Annotated in this window: 16 protein-coding genes; 7 read left to right on the top strand and 9 right to left on the bottom strand. The window is 71.6% G+C overall.

All coding sequences use genetic code 11. The annotated features are described in order from the left end of the window. Window positions 1–223 precede the first annotated feature (223 nt). Window positions 224–520, top strand: coding sequence for a co-chaperone GroES (groES, locus tag FBY41_RS02295; RefSeq protein WP_141821797.1), 297 nt, complete (start codon window positions 224–226; stop codon window positions 518–520). Between the two features lie 124 nt (window positions 521–644). Next, on the top strand, window positions 645–2,261 hold the full coding sequence (gene groL / locus FBY41_RS02290) for a chaperonin GroEL (RefSeq protein ID WP_141841797.1): 1,617 nt from the start codon (window positions 645–647) through the stop codon (window positions 2,259–2,261). Between the two features lie 243 nt (window positions 2,262–2,504). Here groL and FBY41_RS02285 read toward each other — a convergent pair whose 3' ends face one another. Next, window positions 2,505–2,807: a WhiB family transcriptional regulator gene (locus tag FBY41_RS02285; protein WP_141841796.1), complete on the bottom strand. Its 303-nt coding sequence runs from the start codon at window positions 2,805–2,807 to the stop codon at window positions 2,505–2,507. Window positions 2,808–3,158: 351 nt separating this feature from the next. Between FBY41_RS02285 and shbA the strand changes: the two genes are divergently transcribed. From shbA to FBY41_RS02260, 5 genes are all read left to right on the top strand, one after another. Further along, on the top strand, window positions 3,159–3,737 hold the full coding sequence (gene shbA / locus FBY41_RS02280) for an RNA polymerase sigma factor ShbA (RefSeq protein ID WP_141841795.1): 579 nt from the start codon (window positions 3,159–3,161) through the stop codon (window positions 3,735–3,737). Further along, window positions 3,734–4,999: a hypothetical protein gene (locus FBY41_RS02275; protein WP_141841794.1), complete on the top strand. Its 1,266-nt coding sequence runs from the start codon at window positions 3,734–3,736 to the stop codon at window positions 4,997–4,999. The genes shbA and FBY41_RS02275 overlap by 4 nt, the downstream gene beginning before the upstream one ends. Window positions 5,000–5,054: 55 nt before the next feature. Next, complete coding sequence (guaB, locus tag FBY41_RS02270; RefSeq protein WP_141841793.1) at window positions 5,055–6,572, top strand: IMP dehydrogenase; 1,518 nt, start codon at window positions 5,055–5,057, stop codon at window positions 6,570–6,572. 207 nt (window positions 6,573–6,779) lie between these two features. Then, complete coding sequence (locus FBY41_RS02265) at window positions 6,780–7,901, top strand: GuaB3 family IMP dehydrogenase-related protein (RefSeq protein WP_141841792.1); 1,122 nt, start codon at window positions 6,780–6,782, stop codon at window positions 7,899–7,901. Between the two features lie 58 nt (window positions 7,902–7,959). Further along, window positions 7,960–9,678: a GMC oxidoreductase gene (locus FBY41_RS02260; protein WP_141841791.1), complete on the top strand. Its 1,719-nt coding sequence runs from the start codon at window positions 7,960–7,962 to the stop codon at window positions 9,676–9,678. Between the two features lie 228 nt (window positions 9,679–9,906). Here FBY41_RS02260 and FBY41_RS02255 read toward each other — a convergent pair whose 3' ends face one another. The 8 genes from FBY41_RS02255 to FBY41_RS02220 form a co-directional block, all read right to left on the bottom strand. Beyond that, window positions 9,907–11,682, bottom strand: a complete 1,776-nt coding sequence (locus tag FBY41_RS02255) for an ABC transporter ATP-binding protein (protein ID WP_141841790.1) — start codon at window positions 11,680–11,682, stop codon at window positions 9,907–9,909. After that, window positions 11,682–13,412, bottom strand: a complete 1,731-nt coding sequence (locus FBY41_RS02250; protein WP_260439512.1) for an ABC transporter ATP-binding protein — start codon at window positions 13,410–13,412, stop codon at window positions 11,682–11,684. The genes FBY41_RS02255 and FBY41_RS02250 overlap by 1 nt, the downstream gene beginning before the upstream one ends. Before the next feature lie 110 nt (window positions 13,413–13,522). After that, window positions 13,523–13,888: a monovalent cation/H(+) antiporter subunit G gene (mnhG, locus tag FBY41_RS02245; protein ID WP_141821786.1), complete on the bottom strand. Its 366-nt coding sequence runs from the start codon at window positions 13,886–13,888 to the stop codon at window positions 13,523–13,525. Then, window positions 13,885–14,283, bottom strand: coding sequence for a monovalent cation/H+ antiporter complex subunit F (locus tag FBY41_RS02240; RefSeq protein WP_141841788.1), 399 nt, complete (start codon window positions 14,281–14,283; stop codon window positions 13,885–13,887). Before FBY41_RS02240 ends, mnhG begins: the two co-directional genes overlap by 4 nt. Continuing rightward, window positions 14,280–14,921 (bottom strand): Na+/H+ antiporter subunit E, encoded by a 642-nt coding sequence (locus FBY41_RS02235; protein ID WP_141841787.1) that lies wholly within the window; start codon window positions 14,919–14,921, stop codon window positions 14,280–14,282. The genes FBY41_RS02240 and FBY41_RS02235 overlap by 4 nt, the downstream gene beginning before the upstream one ends. Then, window positions 14,918–16,588 (bottom strand): Na+/H+ antiporter subunit D, encoded by a 1,671-nt coding sequence (locus FBY41_RS02230; RefSeq protein WP_221629193.1) that lies wholly within the window; start codon window positions 16,586–16,588, stop codon window positions 14,918–14,920. Before FBY41_RS02230 ends, FBY41_RS02235 begins: the two co-directional genes overlap by 4 nt. Continuing rightward, complete coding sequence (locus FBY41_RS02225) at window positions 16,581–17,060, bottom strand: Na(+)/H(+) antiporter subunit C (RefSeq protein WP_221629192.1); 480 nt, start codon at window positions 17,058–17,060, stop codon at window positions 16,581–16,583. The genes FBY41_RS02230 and FBY41_RS02225 overlap by 8 nt, the downstream gene beginning before the upstream one ends. Beyond that, entirely contained in the window at window positions 17,057–19,951 is a 2,895-nt protein-coding gene (locus FBY41_RS02220) for a Na+/H+ antiporter subunit A (RefSeq protein WP_141841786.1), read from the bottom strand. Before FBY41_RS02220 ends, FBY41_RS02225 begins: the two co-directional genes overlap by 4 nt. Window positions 19,952–20,131: the final 180 nt, after the last annotated feature.

Genomic DNA, 20,131 nt, shown 5'->3' with positions numbered 1-20,131 from the left:
CCGCCATCCTCGCAGGTGCCGGAGGCAGCCTCGATCGGGCCGACTTTTGGCACTCGACTTGACCGAGTGCTAACGCCTGCCTAGATTCTGTCTTGTTGGCACTCTCACCCCGAAAGTGCCAGCTCCCTCTCCGAGGGCGGTCGACCCCCGCGACGGCGGCCAGCCTTGAAGAGCCACAGTTCGTAGTCCTTTATCGAGAAGTCCCGAAGGGTAGGTCACCACCGTGTCGGTTTCCATCAAGCCGCTCGAAGACCGCATCGTCGTCAAGTCCCTCGAGGCCGAGCAGACCACCGCGTCCGGCCTCGTCATCCCGGACACCGCCAAGGAGAAGCCCCAGGAGGGCGAGGTCCTGGCCGTCGGTCCCGGCCGCTGGAACGAGGACGGCGACGAGCGCGTCCCGCTCGACATCCAGGTCGGCGACAAGGTCATCTACAGCAAGTACGGCGGCACCGAGGTCAAGTACGGCGGCGAGGAGTTCCTGATCCTCTCCGCACGTGACGTGCTCGCCATCGTCGGCTGAGCACCACTCATCAGCTGTATGCCGTGAACGCACCCCGGTGAGCCCCGTCGGGGTCTCCCCGGGGTGCGTTCCGTTTCACCCAGATCTACTCAGCCGCAACGCAATCCGAGCCTGAAGGAACACCATGGCCAAAATGCTGGAGTTCGACGACTCCGCCCGCAAGTCCCTCGAGCGCGGTGTCGACGCGCTCGCCAACGCCGTCAAGGTGACGCTCGGCCCGAAGGGCCGCAACGTCGTCATCGACAAGAAGTGGGGCGCCCCCACGATCACGAACGACGGCGTGACCATCGCCCGTGAGATCGAGCTCGAGGACGCCTACGAGAACCTCGGCGCCCAGCTCGCCAAGGAGGTCGCGACCAAGACGAACGACGTCGCCGGTGACGGCACGACGACCGCGACCGTGCTCGCCCAGGCCATGGTCAAGGAGGGCCTGCGCAACGTCGCCGCCGGCGCCGCTCCCGCCGCCCTCAAGCGCGGCATGGACAAGGCCGTGACGGCCGTCAACGACGAGCTGCTCCGCAACGCCCGTGAGCTCGAGGGCAAGGACGAGATCGCCTCGGTCGCGACGCTGTCGGCGCAGGACTCGACCCTCGGCACGCTCATCGGCGAGGCCTTCGACAAGGTCGGCAAGGACGGCGTCATCACCGTCGAGGAGTCCTCGACGACCGCCACCGAGCTCGAGTTCACCGAGGGCATGCAGTTCGACAAGGGCTACCTCTCGGCCTACTTCGTCACCGACACCGAGCGCATGGAGACCGTCCTCGAGGACGCCTACGTGCTCATCAACCAGGGCAAGATCTCCTCGGTCGCCGAGGTGCTCCCGGTCCTCGAGAAGGTCGTGCAGTCGGGCAAGCCGCTGCTCATCATCGCCGAGGACGTCGACGGCGAGGCCCTCTCGACGCTCGTCGTCAACAAGATCCGCGGCACGTTCAACGTCGCGGCCGTCAAGGCGCCCGGTTTCGGCGACCGCCGCAAGGCCATGCTCCAGGACATCGCCATCCTCACCGGTGGCCAGGTCATCGCGCCCGAGGTCGGGCTCAGCCTCGACCAGGCCGACCTGACCGTCCTCGGCCAGGCCCGCCGCGTCGTGCTCACCAAGGACGACACGACGATCATCGACGGCAACGGCGAGGAGGGCGAGGTCGCCGGCCGCGTCCACCAGATCAAGGCCGAGATCGAGCGCACCGACTCCGACTGGGACCGCGAGAAGCTCCAGGAGCGCCTCGCCAAGCTCGCCGGTGGCGTCTGCGTCATCAAGGTCGGCGCGCACACCGAGGTGGAGCTCAAGGAGAAGAAGCACCGCATCGAGGACGCCATCTCGGCGACCCGCGCCGCGATCGAGGAGGGCATCGTCGCCGGTGGCGGCACCGCCCTCATCCACGCGGCGACCGTCATCGACGGCCTCGGCCTCGAGGGCGACGAGGCGACGGGTGCGGCGATCGTCCGCAAGGCCGTTGCCGAGCCGCTGCGCTGGATCGCCGAGAACGCCGGCCTCCAGGGCTACGTCGTCACCTCCAAGGTGGCCGAGCTGCCCCTCGGGCAGGGCCTCAACGCCGCCACGGGCGAATACGGCGACCTCATGGCTGCCGGCGTCATCGACCCGGTCAAGGTGACCCGTTCGGCCCTGCGCAACGCGGAGTCGATCGCCTCGATGATCCTGACGACCGACACCCTCGTCGTCGACAAGCCCGAGGACGAGGAGCCCGCGGCCGGTGGCCACGGGCACGGGCACGGTCACTGAGCCCGGCGCTCGCTGAGCCCGGCGCTCGTACCGAGCCACCCGGCATACGGCAGCCGGCTGCGTGAGCAGCCACTGTCCGTGAGTCACCGAGAATCACCCTGAATCACGGCGAGGGCCGCTCCCGATGGGAGCGGCCCTCGCTGCATCTCGACCGGCGCGGACCCCGTCGTCCGCGCGGCCGAGAGCTGGGGGAGGCAGGCGATCCAGGGCTCCTCAGAGGCTTCGGACGCCCGTGGACGCCCGTCAGGAGGCGGCCTGGATGGAGCCCGAGATGGGGCCTTCGTAGAGGGACTCGCGCTCGGCCTCGGTGAGGCCGCCCCAGACGCCGTAGGGCTCGCGGACCTCGAGGGCGTGCGAGCGGCACTCGACCATGACGGGGCAGGCGGAGCACACGGCCTTGGCCTGCGCGTCGCGGTTGCGGCGGCGCGGGCCGCGCTCGCCCTCGGGGTGGAAGAAGACCTCGGGACTGACGCCGCGGCAGGCGCCTTCGAGCTGCCAGTCCCACAGGTCGGCAACGGGTCCGGGGAGGCGGGTGATCTCAGCCATCAAACTCGACTTTCGCTCGGGCGGTGTGGGTGCCGCCTGTCGTCCATTGGCCCACCGCTTGTCTGGGGTGATGCCGCGAATCGACGCTAACCGGGCACCGGATCACGGTTAAAGGCCGGAATCTTCAAGACTTGTTCAAGATTCGCCATGGTGATGGCATGCTCGGACTGGGGAGTCTCGGAGTGCGGAACCCCCAGGGTGTGCCGGCGAGGCCCTACGATTGGGCTCGCTTTGACAGGCGTCATCGTTGATGCGGAGCATCGCCGGTGGCTCGAGGAGTTCGGGGGAAGAACTCAGATGGGTCTGGCTTGGACTTCGCGTGCCGGCGTAACGCCCGGTGCCCTCGGGGCGATGGAACGGGTGGACGCACCCGCATCGCTTCGTGAACTGGCGGCTGCCGCCGCGCGCGACACCCATGCGCGCGACGAGCTGCTGGCCCGCGTCAGGGACATGGCCCTGAAGTACGCACGTGTCCGCCTCGGCCGTTTCGGAGCCGAGGACACGGCTCAAGACGTCGCGCAGGAGGTGTGCATGGCTGTGATGACGGCCCTGCCGACCTACGAGGAGCGCGGCCTGCCCTTCGAGGCCTTCGTCTACACGATCACCGCCCGCAAGCTCGCCGACGCCCAGCGCGCCGCGATGCGCGGGCCTTCTCCCGTCTGCGACATCCCCGACGAGGTCGACGAGTCGCCCGGCCCCGAGTCGACGGCAGTGATGCGCGACGAGGCCGCCACCGCCCTCTCGCTCATGCAGCAGCTGCCGGTGCAGCAGCGCGAGATCCTCACGCTCCGCGTCGCCGTCGGCCTCTCGACCGACGAGACCGCCGCAGCCCTCGGTATGTCGCCCGGCGCGGTCCGCGTGGCCCAGCACCGGGCGCTCGGCAAGCTCCGTACCTTGATGGCCGAGTCGAGCCGGGGAGGTGTGGCATGAGCGACCCAACTCCCATCGACGACCTCATCGCCGACGACCTGCTCCTCGACCGGCTGGCTGGCCGACTGCCCGCAGGTGACGAGCCCGTCGCCGCGCTGCTCTGCGCTGTCGCCGCCCATGCCGACCGTCCGCTGACCGGGCGGATTCGCCGGCGCCGGGCCCACAGCCGTCGGGTCTTCGCGGCCTTCGCCGTCCTTGCCGTCGGTGCCTCGGGCGCGGGGGTCGCGGCGGCGGTCACGCTGCCGAACTTCGTGCCCGGCGCGGCCGACCGCGCCCGCATCGAGCAGGCCATGGACGCCAACGCCTCGAGCAACCGGCCAAGTGCCCTGCTCTCGCGACTGGGCATCCCCGCGGACGCCGACCTCGGCGCCGAGCGCGGACTCGTGCTCGTGCGCCGCGCCGACGGGCAGATCGTGCTCGCGCCCGCGTCCGCTTCCCTGCCGGGTGCGGTCGCCGGAGCGCTCGCCGACGGAGCCTCCAGCCGAGGGGCCGGCGCTCTGACGGGCACCCCTCAGGCGAGCGGCAACGGCACCAAGGGCAGCGGCTCCGCCACCAGCGGCACGGGCAGCAAGGCGGACGCGACGCAGCTCCCGGCGGCCGTCAGCACCGGTGACGGCTCCGGCGACAGCGCCGGCGACGGTGGCGCGGCGGCCGGCGCCAACGGCGGCAAGAAGCCGGACTCGGGCAACACCGGCAAGGCGGGCAAGGGACAGAACAAGCCCAAGCCCACCGCAGTGACGCCCGCGCCTACGCCCACCGAGAGCCTGGCGCTCGCCCCGACCCCGGCGGCCACTCCGTCGGAGACCCCCACGACGACGCAGGCGCTCACGACGTCCGACTCGAGCAAGAGCGGCTCGGGCGCCAGCGGATCGTCGTCCAGGAAGGCGTCCCGCGCGGCGACGAGCGCCACCTCGGAGGCATCGTCCAGCGTGGTCGCCGGCGCGTCGTCCTCGACCGACGAGTCGGGTCAGGCGGCTACGTCGGGTCAGGCGGCTACGTCGGGCCAGCCGGGTCAGGCGGGACAGCCGGGTCAGGCGGGACAGCCGGGTCAAGAGGACCAGGCGGGCCAGGGCGCCTCCCCGTCCAAGCCCGACGGCACGGGGTCGTCGGCGTCGTCGTCGTACGAGGATTCCGCGGCAGCGAACGCGCCCGCTGCATCGAATGCGCCGACGTCATCGAACGCCTCCGCGGCATCGAACGGCTCCGCGTCACCCCGCGGGTCGGCGCCCGACGCGCAAACGCCGCCGGCCGCACGGCCCTGATCCACCCCCGCCGGCCGTGGTCAGGGCCTCGGCACGAGGCACGTAGAATCGAGCAATGAGCCTCGGATCGTCTGACGTCCCCGCTGCTTTCGCCTCGATGGGGCTGACGTACGACGACGTGCTCCTCCTGCCGGGCTACAGCGACCTCGCCCCCACCGACATCGACACCTCGACGCGGCTCACCCGTGAGCTGACGCTCCGGGTGCCGCTCGTCTCCGCGGCGATGGACACCGTCACCGAGGCCAGGATGGCCATCGCGATGGCCCGCCAGGGTGGCCTCGGCGTGCTGCACCGCAACCTCTCGATCCAGGACCAGGCCTACCAGGTCGACCTCGTCAAGCGGACCCAGACGGGCATGATCTCGAACCCGATCACCATCGGGCCCGACCGCACGCTCGAGGAGCTCGACGCGATCTGCGGCGAGTACCGCGTCTCGGGCCTGCCGGTCATCGGCGAGGACAAGAAGCTCATCGGCATGGTGACCAACCGCGACCTGCGCTTCACGCCGGTTGCCGAGTGGGCGACAACGCTCGTGCGCGACGTCATGACCCCGATGCCGCTCATCACCGGGCCCGTCGGCATCGACCGCGACGAGGCGACGGCACTGCTGCGCCAGCACAAGCGCGAGCGCCTGCCCATCGTCGACTCCGAGGGCCACCTCGCCGGGCTCATCACCGTCAAGGACTTCGTCAAGGGCGAGCAGTTCCCCGACGCGAGCAACGACGCCGACGGCCGCCTCATGGTCGGCGCGGCGATCGGCTACTTCGGTGACGCGTGGGAGCGGGCGACGACCCTCATCGAGGCCGGCGTCGACGTGCTCGTCGCCGACACCGCCCACGGCCACGTCCGCCTGCTCATCGAGATGGTCGACCGCCTCAAGAGCGACCCCGCCACCCGCCACGTGCAGGTCATCGGCGGCAACGTCGCGACCCGCGAGGGCGCCCAGGCCTTCGTCGACGCCGGCGCCGACGCCGTCAAGGTCGGGGTCGGCCCGGGTTCGATCTGCACGACCCGCATCGTCACCGGTGTCGGCGCGCCGCAGATCACCGCCGTGCACGCAGCCGCCCAGGCCTGCAAGCCGGCAGGCGTGCCCGTCATCGCCGACGGCGGCCTGCAGTACTCCGGCGACATCGCCAAGGCGATCGTCGCGGGCGCCGACTCGGTCATGATCGGTTCGCTCCTCGCGGGCTGCGAGGAGAGCCCGGGCGAGCTCATCTTCGTCAACGGCAAGCAGTTCAAGGCCTACCGCGGCATGGGCTCCCTCGGTGCGATGAGCAGCCGCGGCAAGAAGTCCTACTCGAAGGACCGCTACTTCCAGGCCGAGGTCGACTCCGACGACAAGATCGTGCCCGAGGGCATCGAGGGCCGCGTCGCCTACCGCGGGCCGCTCTCGCAGGTCGCCCACCAGATGCTCGGCGGGCTGCGCCAGTCGATGTTCTACGTCGGCGCCCGCACCATCGGCGAGCTCCAGGAGAAGGGGCAGTTCGTGCGCATCACGTCGGCCTCGCTCAAGGAGAGCCACCCGCACGACATCCAGGGCATCGTCGAGGCGCCCAACTACTCGATCGGCTGACCACCCGGTCGAGTGCTCAGTTCTCGACGTCGGAGAGTGGGCACTCGACCATCCGGGATCCCGGGGTTGAGGTCGAGTGCTCAGTTCTCGACGTCGGAAAGTGGGCACTCGACGGCACGGGGCGCAGCCGACGGGCGGCGTATGCCGTCCGGCTGAGCCCGCCGGACGGCATACGCCGTCGTCGGGGTGGGTCGATAGGCTGGCCCGGTGACCGAGATCGAGATTGGCCGAGGCAAGCGCGGACGGCGCGCCTACTCCTTCGACGACATCGCTGTCGTGCCCTCCCGGCGCACCCGCGACCCCGAGGAGGTCTCGGTGTCGTGGCAGATCGACGCCTACCACTTCGACATCCCGGTCATGGCGGCCCCGATGGACTCGGTCGTCTCGCCCGAGACCGCCATCGCACTCGGCCAGCTCGGCGTGCTGCCGGTGCTCGACCTCGAGGGTCTGTGGACGCGCTACGAGGACCCGGCGACGCAGCTCGCCGAGATCGCCGCGCTCGAGCCCGGGGCCGCGACGTCGCGCATGCAGCAGATCTACGCCGAGCCGATCAAGCCCGAGCTCATCACCGAGCGGTTGCGCGAGCTGCGTGAGGCGGGGGTCACCGTCGCCGGCGCCCTGTCGCCGCAGCGCACCCAGCAGCACTGGAAGACCGTCGTCGACGCCGGGGTCGACCTCTTCGTCATCCGTGGCACGACGGTCTCGGCGGAGCACGTGTCGGGCCGGGCCGAGCCGCTCAACCTCAAGCGCTTCATCTACGAGCTCGACGTCCCGGTCATCGTCGGCGGCGCGGCCTCCTACACGGCGGCCCTGCACCTCATGCGCACGGGCGCGGCCGGCGTCCTCGTCGGCTTCGGCGGCGGGGCCGCGCACACGACGCGCACGACCCTCGGGATCCACGCGCCCATGGCGTCGGCGGTCGCCGACGTCGCCGCGGCCCGTCGCGACTACCTCGACGAGTCAGGCGGCCGCTACGTCCACGTCATCGCCGACGGCGGTGTCGGCACGTCGGGTGACATCGTCAAGGCGGTCGCCTGCGGCGCCGACGCGGTGATGCTCGGAGCCGCCCTCGCCCGGGCGAGCGATGCCCCCGGCGCCGGCTACCACTGGGGCCCCGAGGCGCACCACCCGGAGCTGCCCCGCGGCGAGCGCATCGAGCTGGGCGCGCACGCCTCGCTCGAGGAGATCCTCTTCGGGCCGGGCCGGCAGGCCGACGGCACGACGAACATCATCGGGGCCCTGCGCCGCGCGATGGCGACGACGGGCTACTCCGACGTCAAGGAGTTCCAGCGCGTCGAGGTTGTCGTGTCGCCCTATCTCGGCGCCTGAGCCAACCGTTATTACCGATCGGTAGCCACAGGTGGCCTGCCGTCCGTAGGCTGCGGGCATGAGCTTTGACCACGACGTCGTCGTCATCGGCTCGGGCTTCGGTGGCTCGGTCGCGGCACTCCGTCTCGCCGAGAAGGGCTACGGCGTCCACGTCTACGAGGCGGGTCGCCGCTTCGAGGACGAGGACTTCGCCCGCACGAGCTGGGACGTCCGCCGCTACGTCTGGGCACCGCGGCTCGGGCTCTTCGGCGTGCAGCGGATCCACCGCCTCCCCGACGTCGTCGTCCTCGCGGGGGCCGGCGTGGGTGGCGGCTCGCTCAACTACGCCAACACCCTCTACGTGCCGCCCGCGCCGTTCTTCCGCGACCGGCAGTGGGGGCACATCACCGACTGGCAGGCCGAGCTCGCGCCGCACTACGCGACGGCCCAGCGCATGCTCGGTGTCGTGCAGAACCCGTGCGACGGGCCGGTCGAGCAGCTCATGCGCGACACGGCGACAGCACTCGGCGTCGGCGACACCTTCCGCAAGACCCCCGTCGGCGTCTTCTTCGGCGAGCCCGGGCGCCGCGTGCCCGACCCCTACTTCGGCGGCGAGGGCCCGGCACGCACGGGGTGCACGGAGTGCGGCAACTGCATGGTCGGCTGCCGCGTCGGCGCCAAGAACACCCTCGTCAAGAACTACCTCGCCCTCGCCGAGCGTCGCGGCGTGACCATCGAACCGTTGCGCACGGTGACGCGGGTGCGTCCGCTCGACCCGGCGTCGCCCGAGCAGGGGTATGCCGTGACGACCGTCCGCAGCGGAGCGTGGGGTCGCCGCCGGGCGGGGGAGCGCACCGTGACCGCGGGCCAGGTCGTCGTCGCCGCGGGGGCGTGGGGAACCGCGCAGCTGCTCCAGGCGATGAAGGCGCAGCCGGAGGGGCGGGGGCTCCCGCGTGTCTCGGACCGGCTCGGCGAGCTGACCCGGACGAACTCCGAGGCGCTGGGTGGGGCGATGACCAAGCGGGTGCCCCGGGAGGTCGACCTCACCCGTGGCGTGGCGATCACGTCGAGCTTCCACGTCGACGAGACGACCCATCTCGAGAACGTCCGCTACGGCAAGGGGTCGAACCTCATGGGCGCTCTCGCGGTGATGCAGGTCGACGGCGGGGGCGGCATACCCCGGTGGGCACGCTTCGCGGGCAAGGCGGCCCGCCACCCCGTTCTGCTCGCGCGGTCGCTGTCGAACCGGCGCTGGAGCGAGCGATCGGTCATCGCCCTCGTCATGCAGACGTCGGACAACTCGATCACGGTGTCGCGGGCGCGCGGGCTGTTCGGCTGGCACCTCACGTCGAGGCAGGGTCACGGGGCGCCGAACCCGACCTACATCCCCCAGGGCAACGAGGCGGTGCGCGAGCTCGCTGCGGGCCTCGAGCGGACGACGGGGGAGCGGGCCTTCCCCGGGTCGTCGGTCGGTGAGGTGCTCGACATCCCGATGACGGCGCACTTCCTCGGGGGCGCGGTCATCTCGGACTCGCCCGAGCAGGGGGTCATCGACCCGTACCACCGCGTGTGGGGCTACCCGGGCCTGCACGTCGTCGACGGAGCTGCCGTGTCGGCCAACCTCGGCGTCAACCCCAGCCTCACGATCACGGCACAGGCCGAGCGGGCGATGTCGCTGTGGCCGGCGCGGGGCGAGCAGGACCTGCGGCCGGGGCAGGGTGAGCCGTATGTCCGCCTCGAGGGGGATCGCGGCGTCGAAGCGGGGCGTCCCTTCGAGGAGGAGCGACCCGTCGCCTGAGCCGCGGCCTGCGTCGGCCACGAACCAGGGTGGGCGGGGCCGTCACCCCTCAGAGACGACCCCACCCGGGCGCAGGCCGACCACAAGGGGTCCGGGCCGACCGCGCCACCCTGACAACGAGCCACCGCGGCGAGGGTTACGCCCGATTCGCTCCTGTTCTCTCCCTGATTCGAGGTGATGCCGACGCCCACGTGGGGCCCAGGATCACCTCGAATCGGGGAGTGGGGGTCAGCGGACGGGTTGGGGCTCGTCGCGCCAGGAGCGCCAGAGAGCGGCATACGGTCCGTCGGCGGCGAGCAGCTCTTCGTGTGAGCCGATCTCGCTGATGAGCCCGTCCTCGACGACGCAGACCCGGTCGGCGTCGTGAGCCGTCATGAGCCGGTGCGCGATGGCGACGACGGTGCGGCCCTCGACGACGGCCGCGAGCGACCGCTCGAGGTGCCGCGCGGCACGCGGGTCGAGCAGCGACGTCGCCTCGTCGAGCACGAGGGTGTGCGGGTCGGCGAGGACGAGCCGGGCTAGGGCCAGCTGCTGGGCCTGTGGCTCGGTCAGTCGCACGCCGCCGGACCCGACGAGGGTGTCGAGCCCCTGCGGCAGCCCCTCTGCCCATTCCTGCGCATCGACCGCAGCGAGGGCGTCGAGCAGCTGCTCCCTGCTCGCCTCGGGCCTGGCCAGACGCAGGTTGTCCTCGAGGGTGCCGACGAAGACGTGGTGCTCCTGCGTGACGAGCGCGACCTGGCCGCGCAGCTGCGCGAGCTCGAGGTCGACGAGTCGCACCCCGCCGACGTCGACGCGCCCGGTCCGCGGCCCGTCGATGCCTGCCATGAGTCGGCCGAGCGTCGACTTCCCCGCTCCGGAGGGCCCGACGATCGCGAGCCGTTCGCCGGGTCGCAGGTCGAGCGACACGCCGCGCAGGACGTCGCGGCCGGCACGGTAGGAGTAGTGCACGTCGTCGACCTCGAGGTGGTCGTCGGCCGGCTCCTCCCCGGTGGCGGCGCGGTCGGGCGGGACGTCGGCGATGCCGATGACACGCGCCAGCGAGGTCGCACCGACCTGGATCTCGTCGAGCCACGAGATGAGCTCGTCGAGCGGGCCGGCCATCTGCTGCACGTAGAGCGCGACCGCGGTCACCGTGCCGATCGTCGCGACGTCCCGGGAGATGAGCCACCCACCCCAGAGCAGGGTGACGGCGACCGGCATGAAGAAGGCGAACTCCACGGACGGGAACCACCGCATGCGCAGACGGAGGGTGTAGATCTCGGCGTCGTAGCAGTCGCCGAGCGCCTCGTCCATGCGCCGTCGGCGCCGCGCCGAGAGGCGGAGGGCGTCGACGGTGCGCGCCCCGTCGGCCGACTCGGTGACGACCCCGTTGAGGACGGCATAGGTCGCCCGCTCGCGCAGGTACCCCTCCGGCGCGTGGCGCAGGTAGCGACGCGTCGACAGCACGAGGATCGGCACGCCGACGATGACGGCGAGGGCGACCTGCCAGCCGGTGACGAAGGCGGCGATGACGGTGATCGCCGTCGTCACGGCACCGACGAAGATCGAGGGCACCCCGAAGCGGATGACGTGCGAGAGCGCCTCGACGTCGTTCGTCGTGCGCGAGACGAGGTCGCCCGTGCCCGCGCGCTCGACCGTCGACAGCGGCAGCTCCACGACGCGGCCCATGAACTGCTCGCGCAGCTCGGCGAAGACGGTCTCGCCCATGACGAAGGAGGCCCGCCGCGCGAACCACGTGACGACCGTCTGCACGACCACCGCACCGGCGATCCACAGGGCCAGCGTGTTGACGACCTCGAGCGAGCGCCCGCTGCTGATCTCGTCGACGAGCAGGCCGATGACGCGTGGCGCGACGAGAGCCGCGACCGCCGCGATCGAGTGCAGGCCGATGACCCGCAGGAGGCTGCCCCGGTGCCGGCGGAGCAGCCCGCGGGTGTGTGCCCGGACCGACGCGGTGTCGGCGACGGGCAGGGCGCGGGTGGCTGGTGTCGCCGTGGTCGTCATCAGTCCTCCTCCCCTCGGACGACGGTGCGTCGGTAGTCGGGACGCTCGGTCATGAGCTGCTGGTGGGTGCCCGTGGCGACCGCTCGGCCGTCACGGAGGAAGACGACGTCGTCGGCGCGGTCGAGGATGAGCGGGCTCGCCGACATGACGACGGTCGTGCGCCCGGCCCGGGCCTGCGTCAGCCTGGCCGCGATGCGCGCCTCGGTGTGGGCGTCGACGGCGCTCGTCGGCTCGACGAGCACGAGCGTCTCGGCGTCGGTCAGCAGGGCGCGGGTGAGGGCGAGGCGCTGGCGCTGGCCTCCGGAGAACGCCCGGCCGCGCTCCTCGACCTCGTTGTCGAGCCCGCCGGGCAGCGCTTCGAGCACATCGTCGCCGCTCGCGACGGACAGTGCGGCGAGGATCGTCGCGTCGTCGTGCACGCCCCACGGGTCGAGCTCGTCGCGCAGGGTGCCGGTGAAGAGGCGCGGGTCGGTCTCCGAGACGACGACCCGGCGCCGCAGCTCCGCCAGGGGCGCGTCGGCCAGGCGGGTGCCGCCCAGGCGAGCCTCGGTCGCCCCGTCCTCCTCCGAGCCGAAGCGCCCGAGCCGGTCGGCCAGCGCCGCCGAGTCCTCCGGGCGTGCCGACACGACGACGGTGAAGCGGCCGGGCTCGATGCTGACGCCGCTGTGCGGCTCCACGAGGCGCGACGGCACCGTCGGCAGGGGGCGCGTCTGCGCCGACTCGACCTGGTCGGGCTGCACCCGCAGGACGCGCAGGAGCTTCCCGGCCCCGATGTGCGCTCGCGTCGCCCGGTCGACCATCTCGGTCGCCGTGCGTAGCGGGATGACGAGGAAGGCGGTGTAGCCGTAGAAGGCGACGAGCTGGCCGGCCGTGATCTCGCCTTCGATCGCGAAGCGGGCCCCGAGCCAGACGACGATGAGCACGAAGACGCCGGGCAGCAGCACCTGCGCCGCGTCGAGCGCCGCCTGGTAGCCGGCGACTCGGTTGCCGACGGTGCGCACGGACTGGGACTGCACGGCATACCGCTGAAGGAAGGTGTGCTCGCCGCCGATGCCGCGCAGCACGCGCAGCCCGGCGACGGTGTCGGCGCCCAGCCCGATGAGGCGACCGGCCTCCTCGCGCTGCGCGAGCTGACGCCGCTGGAGGGGTCGCACGATGAGGCTGAGGCAGGCGACGAGCACCGGCACACCGATGAGCACGACGAGCCCGAGCGTCGTCGAGGCGTGCAGGAGGATGAGGGCGACGACGACGTAGGAGACGATCGAGCCGACGAAGCGCGCCGTGACGTCGTAGAGGCCGCCGATGCGCATCGCGTCCGAGCTCACGGTGGCGACGACGTCACCGGTCGGCACCGTTCGCGGCAGCGCCTCGCCGGTGTCGGCGGCGTGGTGGCCGATGAGCTGGGCCGAGCGGAAGGCGCCCTGCAGCCAGTTGGCGACGGCGTACTTGTGGCGGAACGCTCCAGAGACGGCGCTGACGACGACGAGACCGACGAGGACGCCGCACCAGAGGAGTAGCGAGCCGGGGTCGGCGCCGATGATGCCGTCGTCGATGGCCTTGCCCATCGCTGCGGGGAAGAGTGCCTGGCTGACGAGCCACACGATGCCGAAGGTGATCGCGACGACGAGGGTGCGCCACTGCCCCTTGCCCACCCACCGCAGGTATGCCGTGGGTCCGGCGAGGTCGGGAGTGCCGGGATCGGCGTGGGGCAGTGAGATCACTTGCCTCATTTTAGGCCGCCGCGCGGCGTGCCTCACACCATTTTCCGCTGGGGTCATGCCCAGACCGTAAGAATTCAAGCCCGCTTGAGGTCAACCCACGAGCACGTATGCGGCCCAGCTCATTTCGTCGGGTCCCACCCGGAGCGCTCGAGTGCGTCGGAGAGCTCGTCGACCTCGAGCGTGCTCTCGTCGACGTTGCCGTTGCGGTAGGCCGCGCGCCCGACGAGGTGGGCCGTGACCGGAGAGGTGAAGAACTGCGTCGCGGCGAGCAGGACGAGCGTCGTGACGGCCGACCACGTGCGCAGGGTCGCGGCGAGGCCGGAGAGGATGAGGATGAGGCCGAGGGTCTGCGGCTTCGTCGCAGCGTGCAGGCGCGAGAGGGTGTCGGGGAAGCGCACGAGACCGATCGCCCCGGCGAGGCAGAGGAACGCGCCGAGGAGCAGGCAGATGCCGCCGATGACGTCGAGCACGGTCGTCCAGCTCATCGGTGGGACTTCCGCTCGGTCGGCTCGTCGGTGGGGTCGTCGGTGGGGTCGTCGGACTGCCGGGTCGGGTCCGTCGACTCGTCGACCGGCGCCGTCGGATGGACCGGTCGGGCCGGGGTCTGCTCGACGTCGAGGTCGTCGGCGTCGCGGGACATGAAGCGGGTGACCGCCACCCCGCCGACGAAGCCGACGAGCCCGAGGATGAGCAGCAGCGGCAGGTTCGTCGCGGTGCGCTGCCACGCCGACTCGGTCGCGACGCCGGCGATGACGATGACCATGAGGATCTCGGAGGCGACGATCCGGTCGAGGTTGGTCGGCCCGCGGAAGAGTCGCAGGAGCACGATCAGGGCGGCCGCTCCGAGCAGGGCCAGTGCGATGAGGGCGACGATGGTCATGGCGTGGCCCCCTTGGCCTGCTCGAGGTGGGCGATCTCCTCGCGCGAGCCGAAGGCGCGCACGACGCGTTCCTCGACGGCGAGGACATGTCGGCGCTGGTGCTCGATGGCCCCTTGACGCTCGATGTCGAGCAGGTGGAGGTAGAGCACCGACGTCGAGCGTCGGGCGTCGACGACCACCGAGCCGGGCACGAGGGCGACGAGCTCGGCCGTCAGGGTGAGGTAGAAGTCGGACCGCGAGCGCAGCTGCACCTCGATGACGGCGTTGCGTGGGCGACGCCGGCCGAGCGCCAGGCGCAGGACCTGCCAGGACGCAGCGACGAGGTCGGCGAGGAAGAGGACGATGAGCCAGACGACGCGGTGCGGCCGCAACCGACCCTGGAACTCGATCGAGGGCAGCGGGAAGGCCAGCGTCACGAAGAGCCCGACGAGCACCCCGTTGACGAGGTTGCCCCAGCTCACGCGGTCCCAGAGCAGCATCCAGGCCAGCGCGATCGTCGCGATGGCACGGGGCTGGAGCGTGCGACGGCGACGCCTCGGAGCGTCGGGGCCCGCAAAGGCCCGTGACTCGTCGGTCGTCGTCGTCTCGTCTGCCGTGGCAGTGAGCCGGGCCCGGCTCCGGCGGGAGGCCGCGCTCATCGCCGCACCTCCTCGGGGAGCACCGAGGTGATGTAGGGGTCGCGCTGGCGGAGGTCGGCCGCGGCGCGCTCGGTGAAGGCCTGCAGCGGGCCGGCGACGAGCGTGATGAGCAGCCCGACGGCGGTCATCGCGGCGGTCGCCCCCAGCATCATGCGGGGCAGCGCTCGCGGCGACGTGTCGACCGCGAGGGCGACCCCGGTCGGGGCGGCCGTGATCGTGGCCGCGCCGCCGGGACGGCGGCCGGCGTCGAGCTCAGCCTGCTCGAACTGCTCGGCCTCGTCGGCCGCCTCCTCCGCGGCCAGCTCGGCGACCTCGCGCGCCTCCGAGAGCGGGCGCCAGAACGCCTGGCTCCACACCTTCGAGAGCGCGTAGAGCGTGAGCAGGCTCGTCACGATGCCACCGGCGACGACGACCCACGCGAGCGGGGTGCCCACGGCGATGCCGGCGTCGACGAGCCCGATCTTGGCGAGGAAGCCGGAGAGCGGTGGCACGCCGGACAGGTTCATCGCCGAGACGAAGAAGAGGGTGGCGAGCAGCGGCGAGGCGAGCGCCAGCCCACCGAGACGGTGCAGCGACGTCGAGCCCCCGATGCGCTCGACGAGGCCCGTGATGAGGAAGAGCGAGGTCTGGATGATGATGTGGTGCACGACGTAGAAGATCGCTCCGGCCGTGCCGGCCTGGGTGGACAGGGCGATGCCGAAGATCATGTAGCCGATGTGGCTGACGAGAGTGAAGGACAGGATCCTCTTCAGCCCCGACTGCGAGACGGCGCCGAGGATGCCGATGACCATCGTCAGCAGGGCGGCCCAGAGCAGCAGGTCGGTGAGCGGTGACGCGGGGAAGAGCAGCGTCTGGGTGCGGATGATCGCGTAGACGCCGACCTTGGTGAGCAGGCCGGCGAAGACCGCGGTGACGGGTGCCGGCGCGGTCGGGTAGCTGTCGGGCAGCCAGGCCGACATCGGGAAGACCGCCGCCTTGATGGCGAAGGCGGTGAGCAGGCAGAGCTGGAGCACGAGCGCGACGCCGGGGTCGAGCCCGCCGATGCGGATGGCGAGCTGCGCGAGGTTGACGGTGCCCGTGGCGGCATACGTCGCGGCGATGCCGATGAGGAAGAGCGCCGAGCTCAGCAGGCTGACGACGACGTAGGTGGTGCCCGCGTGGATGCGAGAGGCCGACCCGCCGAGGGTGATGAGCACGTAGGAGCTGAACAGCAGGATCTCGAAGCCGACGAAGAGGTTGAAGAGGTCGCCGGCGAGGAAGGCGTTGGCCACGCCCGCCGTGAGGACGAGGTAGGTCGGGTGGAAGATCGACAGGGGCGTCTCGCGGGCCACCTCGTCGTCGCTGTCGGCATGGCCCTGCCCGATGGCGAAGAGGAGCACGAGCAACGTCACGACGCTCGAGACGAGGAGCATGAGCGCGCTCAGGCGGTCGGCGACGAGCGAGATGCCGAGGGGCTCCTGCCACGCTCCGAGCCACAGCACCTGGGGTCCGCTCACGTCGGTCTGCCACACGAGCACGGCAGCGACGACGACGACCCCGGCGAGGGCGGCGATGCTGACGATGCGTTGGAGGCGGTCGGAGCGGCGGAAGGCGAGGGCCAGCGCGGCGCCGAGGAGCGGGAGCAGCACTGGCAGCGGCAGCAGGTTGGGCACCGGGACGTCACCCACGGCTCTCACCCGCCTCGGCGCGCTCGTCGGAGGTCGTCGTCGACTCCTCGGAGCGGTCGTAGGTCTCGGACGTCTCGTCGTCGCGGGCGAGGCGCTGGATGCGGGCGTCCTCGGCGTCGTCGGGCACGTCGTCGGTGCCCGAGATCTGCCACAGCCGGTAGGACAGCGCGAGCAGGAAGCCGATCGTCGCGAGGGAGATGACGATGGCGGTGAGCACCATCGCCTGCGGCAGGGGGTCGCTCATGGTGGCAGGGTCCTCGCCGACGAAGGGGGCCCGGCCGGCCCGGCCCGACACGACGAGGTAGAGCACGGCGACGCCGTTGCCGATGAGCACCATGCCGAGCAGGACGCGCACGAGGCTGCGGTCGAGGGCCAGGGCCGTGCCGACGGCGACGAGGCCGACGACGACGAGCACGAGCGTGAGGTTGGGGGTCAGGGTCGACTCGAAGCCGGCGCGGGCGAGCGCGGTCACGGGCGGGCCACCTCTCGCTGCAGCTCGTCGGGCTCGTCCTCGCGCTCGCTCTCCTGCTCGCTCTGCTGCTCCTCCGCGATCTGGCGGTCGATGCCGGTGCCGAGGCTGCGCACGATGTCGAGCATCATGCCGACGACGATGAGGTAGACCCCGATGTCGAAGAAGATCGACGTCACGAGGTGCACCTCGCCCCACGGCCACAGGGTGACGTCGACGGCGGTCGTCTCGAGGATCGTCCCGCCGAAGGCGAGCGGCGCGAGGGCGGAGCCGACGGCGACGAGCAGGCCGAGCCCGACGAGCAGGCCGGCATCGAAGGGCGCCGCCTCGTCGAGCTCGTAGCGACCGCCGGCGAGGTACCGCACGACGAGGGCGAGGCCGGCCACGAGGCCGCCGGCGAAGCCGCCGCCCGGCTGGTTGTGGCCTGCGAAGAGCAGGTAGAGCGAGGTCGCGAGCATGATGTGGAAGACGAGCCGGGTCACCACCTCGAAGATGACCGAGCGCTTCTCCTTGCGCATCGTGCGGCCCCCGAGGAGCCAGGTGCCTCGAGCGGCGTTGCTCGAGGGCAGGGCCTTGGCCGTCGCGCGCGAGAGCCGTGTGTTGCGGGTGCGCACGAAGATGAGGCTGGCGATGCCGGTCGCGGCCGCGACGAGCACCGACACCTCGCCGAGGGTGTCCCAGGCGCGGATGTCGACGAGGGTCACGTTGACGATGTTCTTGCCGTGCCCGAAGGTGTAGGCCTCGGTCGGGAAGTCGACCGAGACCGGCGTCGTCGTGCGCCCTCCGGAGGCCACGAGGGCGATGACGCCGACGGCTGCGCCGACCGCCGCACCGAGACCGAGGCGCCAGGTGCGCGAGGGGGAGTGGGGGTGTCGGGTGAACTTCGTCGGCATCCGGCGCAGGGCGAGGACGAAGACGACGAGCGAGACCGTCTCGACGAGCATCTGGGTGATGGCGAGGTCGGGAGCTCCGTGCAGGACGAAGAGCATCGCCACGCCGTACCCCGTGGCCCCGACGAGCATGACCGCGGTGAGCCGCCGGCGGGTGACGAGGACGAGCACCGCGGCGGCGATCATCAGGGCGCCGACGACCGCCTGTGCCGGGTTGTCCCAGAGCCGCACCTCGGGCAGTCGGCCCTGGGTCACCGCCGCCATGCCCGGCAGCGCGACGAAGACGAGCAGGATGGAGGCGAGGTAGATCGGCAGCGAGCCCCGCTGCGTGACTGCCGTCGTCTCCACCGCGCCGCGGTCGACCGCTCGCAGGGTGCGGGCGAAGCCGCGCTCGCCGTCGACGAGCGCGGGCACCCGGGACTGGGCGCGCGCGAAGGCCTCCCGCTGCACGAAGAGGGCGACGCCGACGCCGAGCGAGACGACGGAGAGCAGCAGCGGCACGGTCACCCCGTGCCACAGCGCGAGCGGCTCGGGGGTGGACCCGGTGGGGAGGGTGACGGCATACGGCATGAGCCACGGCGACTCGAGCGGCGCGAGCAGCCCGAGCGCGAGGCAGCCGACCCCGAGCAGCAGGGACGAGAGGACGAAGCCGGGGTGCGGCACGGTGATCGGGGTCGGCGGCACGCCCGGCTTCGTCGCGAACGCACCCCAGAGGAAGCGGCACGTGTACGCGACCGTCAGGGCCGAGCCGACGACGACGGCCGCGAGGGCCACATAGCCGTAGACGGACGGGAAGGGGGCCGCCTCCTGGGCTTCCTCCCAGAGCGACTCGAGGGCGCTCTCCTTCGACACGAAGCCCGCCATGGGGATGACGCCCGCCATGGAGAGGCCGGCGAAGGCGGCCGGCACGCTCACCGGGAGCATCCGGCGCCCGAGGCCGGAGAGGCGGCGCAGGTCGCGCGTGCCCGTCGCGTGGTCGACGACGCCGACGACGAGGAAGAGCGTCGACTTGAAGAGGCCGTGGGCGAGCACGAGGGCGAGCGCAGCGAGGGCGGCGGTCTTCGTGCCGAGGCCGGCGATGGCGACGATGAAGCCGAGCTGGCTCACGGTGCCGTAGGCGAGGAGCAGCTTGATGTCGTGCTGCCGCAGCGCCCGCCAGCCGCCGACGACCATCGTCAGCAGGCCGAGGCCGAGGGTGAGCGCGTGCCAGGCAGGAGCGCCGGAGAAGATCGGCGCGAGGAGGGCGACGAGGTAGATGCCCGCCTTGACCATGGCTGCGGCGTGCAGGTAGGCGCTGACCGGGGTCGGCGCGGCCATCGCGCCCGGCAGCCAGAAGTGGAACGGGACGAGCGCCGACTTCGACAGCGCACCGACGAGCAGCAGCACGACGGCGGCCACGGTGACGGCGTCGAGCGGCGGGGGATCGGCGAGCAGGCCGCTGATGGAGTACGTGTGGTGGACGCCGATCGCGATGATGCCGACGAGCATCGCGAGACCGCCGAAGGTCGTGACGAGCAGCGCCTGCATCGCGGCACGTCGGTTCGTCGAGCTGCCCGGGTTGTGCCCGATGAGCAGGTAGGACAGGACCGTCGTCAGCTCCCAGAAGACGTAGAGCATGAGGAAGTTGTCGGTGAGGACGAGGCCGAGCATCGCTCCGGCGAAGGCCGTGAAGACGCTCGTGAAGCGCCACAGCGTCGGGTCGTCGTCGTGGAAGTACCACGTGCAGTAGAGCAGGACGAGTGCCCCGACGCCCGTGACGAGCAGCGCGACCACCCACGAGAGGGTCGTGAGGCGGAAGTCGAGGTCGAGCTCGAGGCCGGGCACCCACGGGATCTGCTGGGTCGGGAGGTTGCCGTCGCGCACCTCGGTCGCAACGACGAGGAGCCAGACGAAGGCCGTGGCGGGTACGAGTGCGAGTAGAGGAAAAGCCTTGGTGCGCAACGACTTTGCCAACCACGGCGCAAGGGCGGCGGCAAGCAGGTGCAGAAGCAACAGTTGCGCCACGGCGGCCCCTCGGTCGTCGGGTGATGGTCTGGCCCCACCGGCGCGGGACCCGTCAGGTCGTGTGCCCGATCCTATGTGCTGCGAAGGGCCCCGCCGACCACTGGTCGACGGGGCCCTCCTCCCAGCGGGGCGGTCGGGGGTCAGCCGGCCGTGCCCTGCGGTGTGCGGTCCTGCATCACT

Source organism: Humibacillus xanthopallidus (genome assembly GCF_006716675.1).
Lineage (GTDB): Bacteria > Actinomycetota > Actinomycetes > Actinomycetales > Dermatophilaceae > Humibacillus > Humibacillus xanthopallidus_B.
Note: the sequence above shows the minus strand (reverse complement) of the source record. Positions and strands in the feature narration are given on the sequence as shown.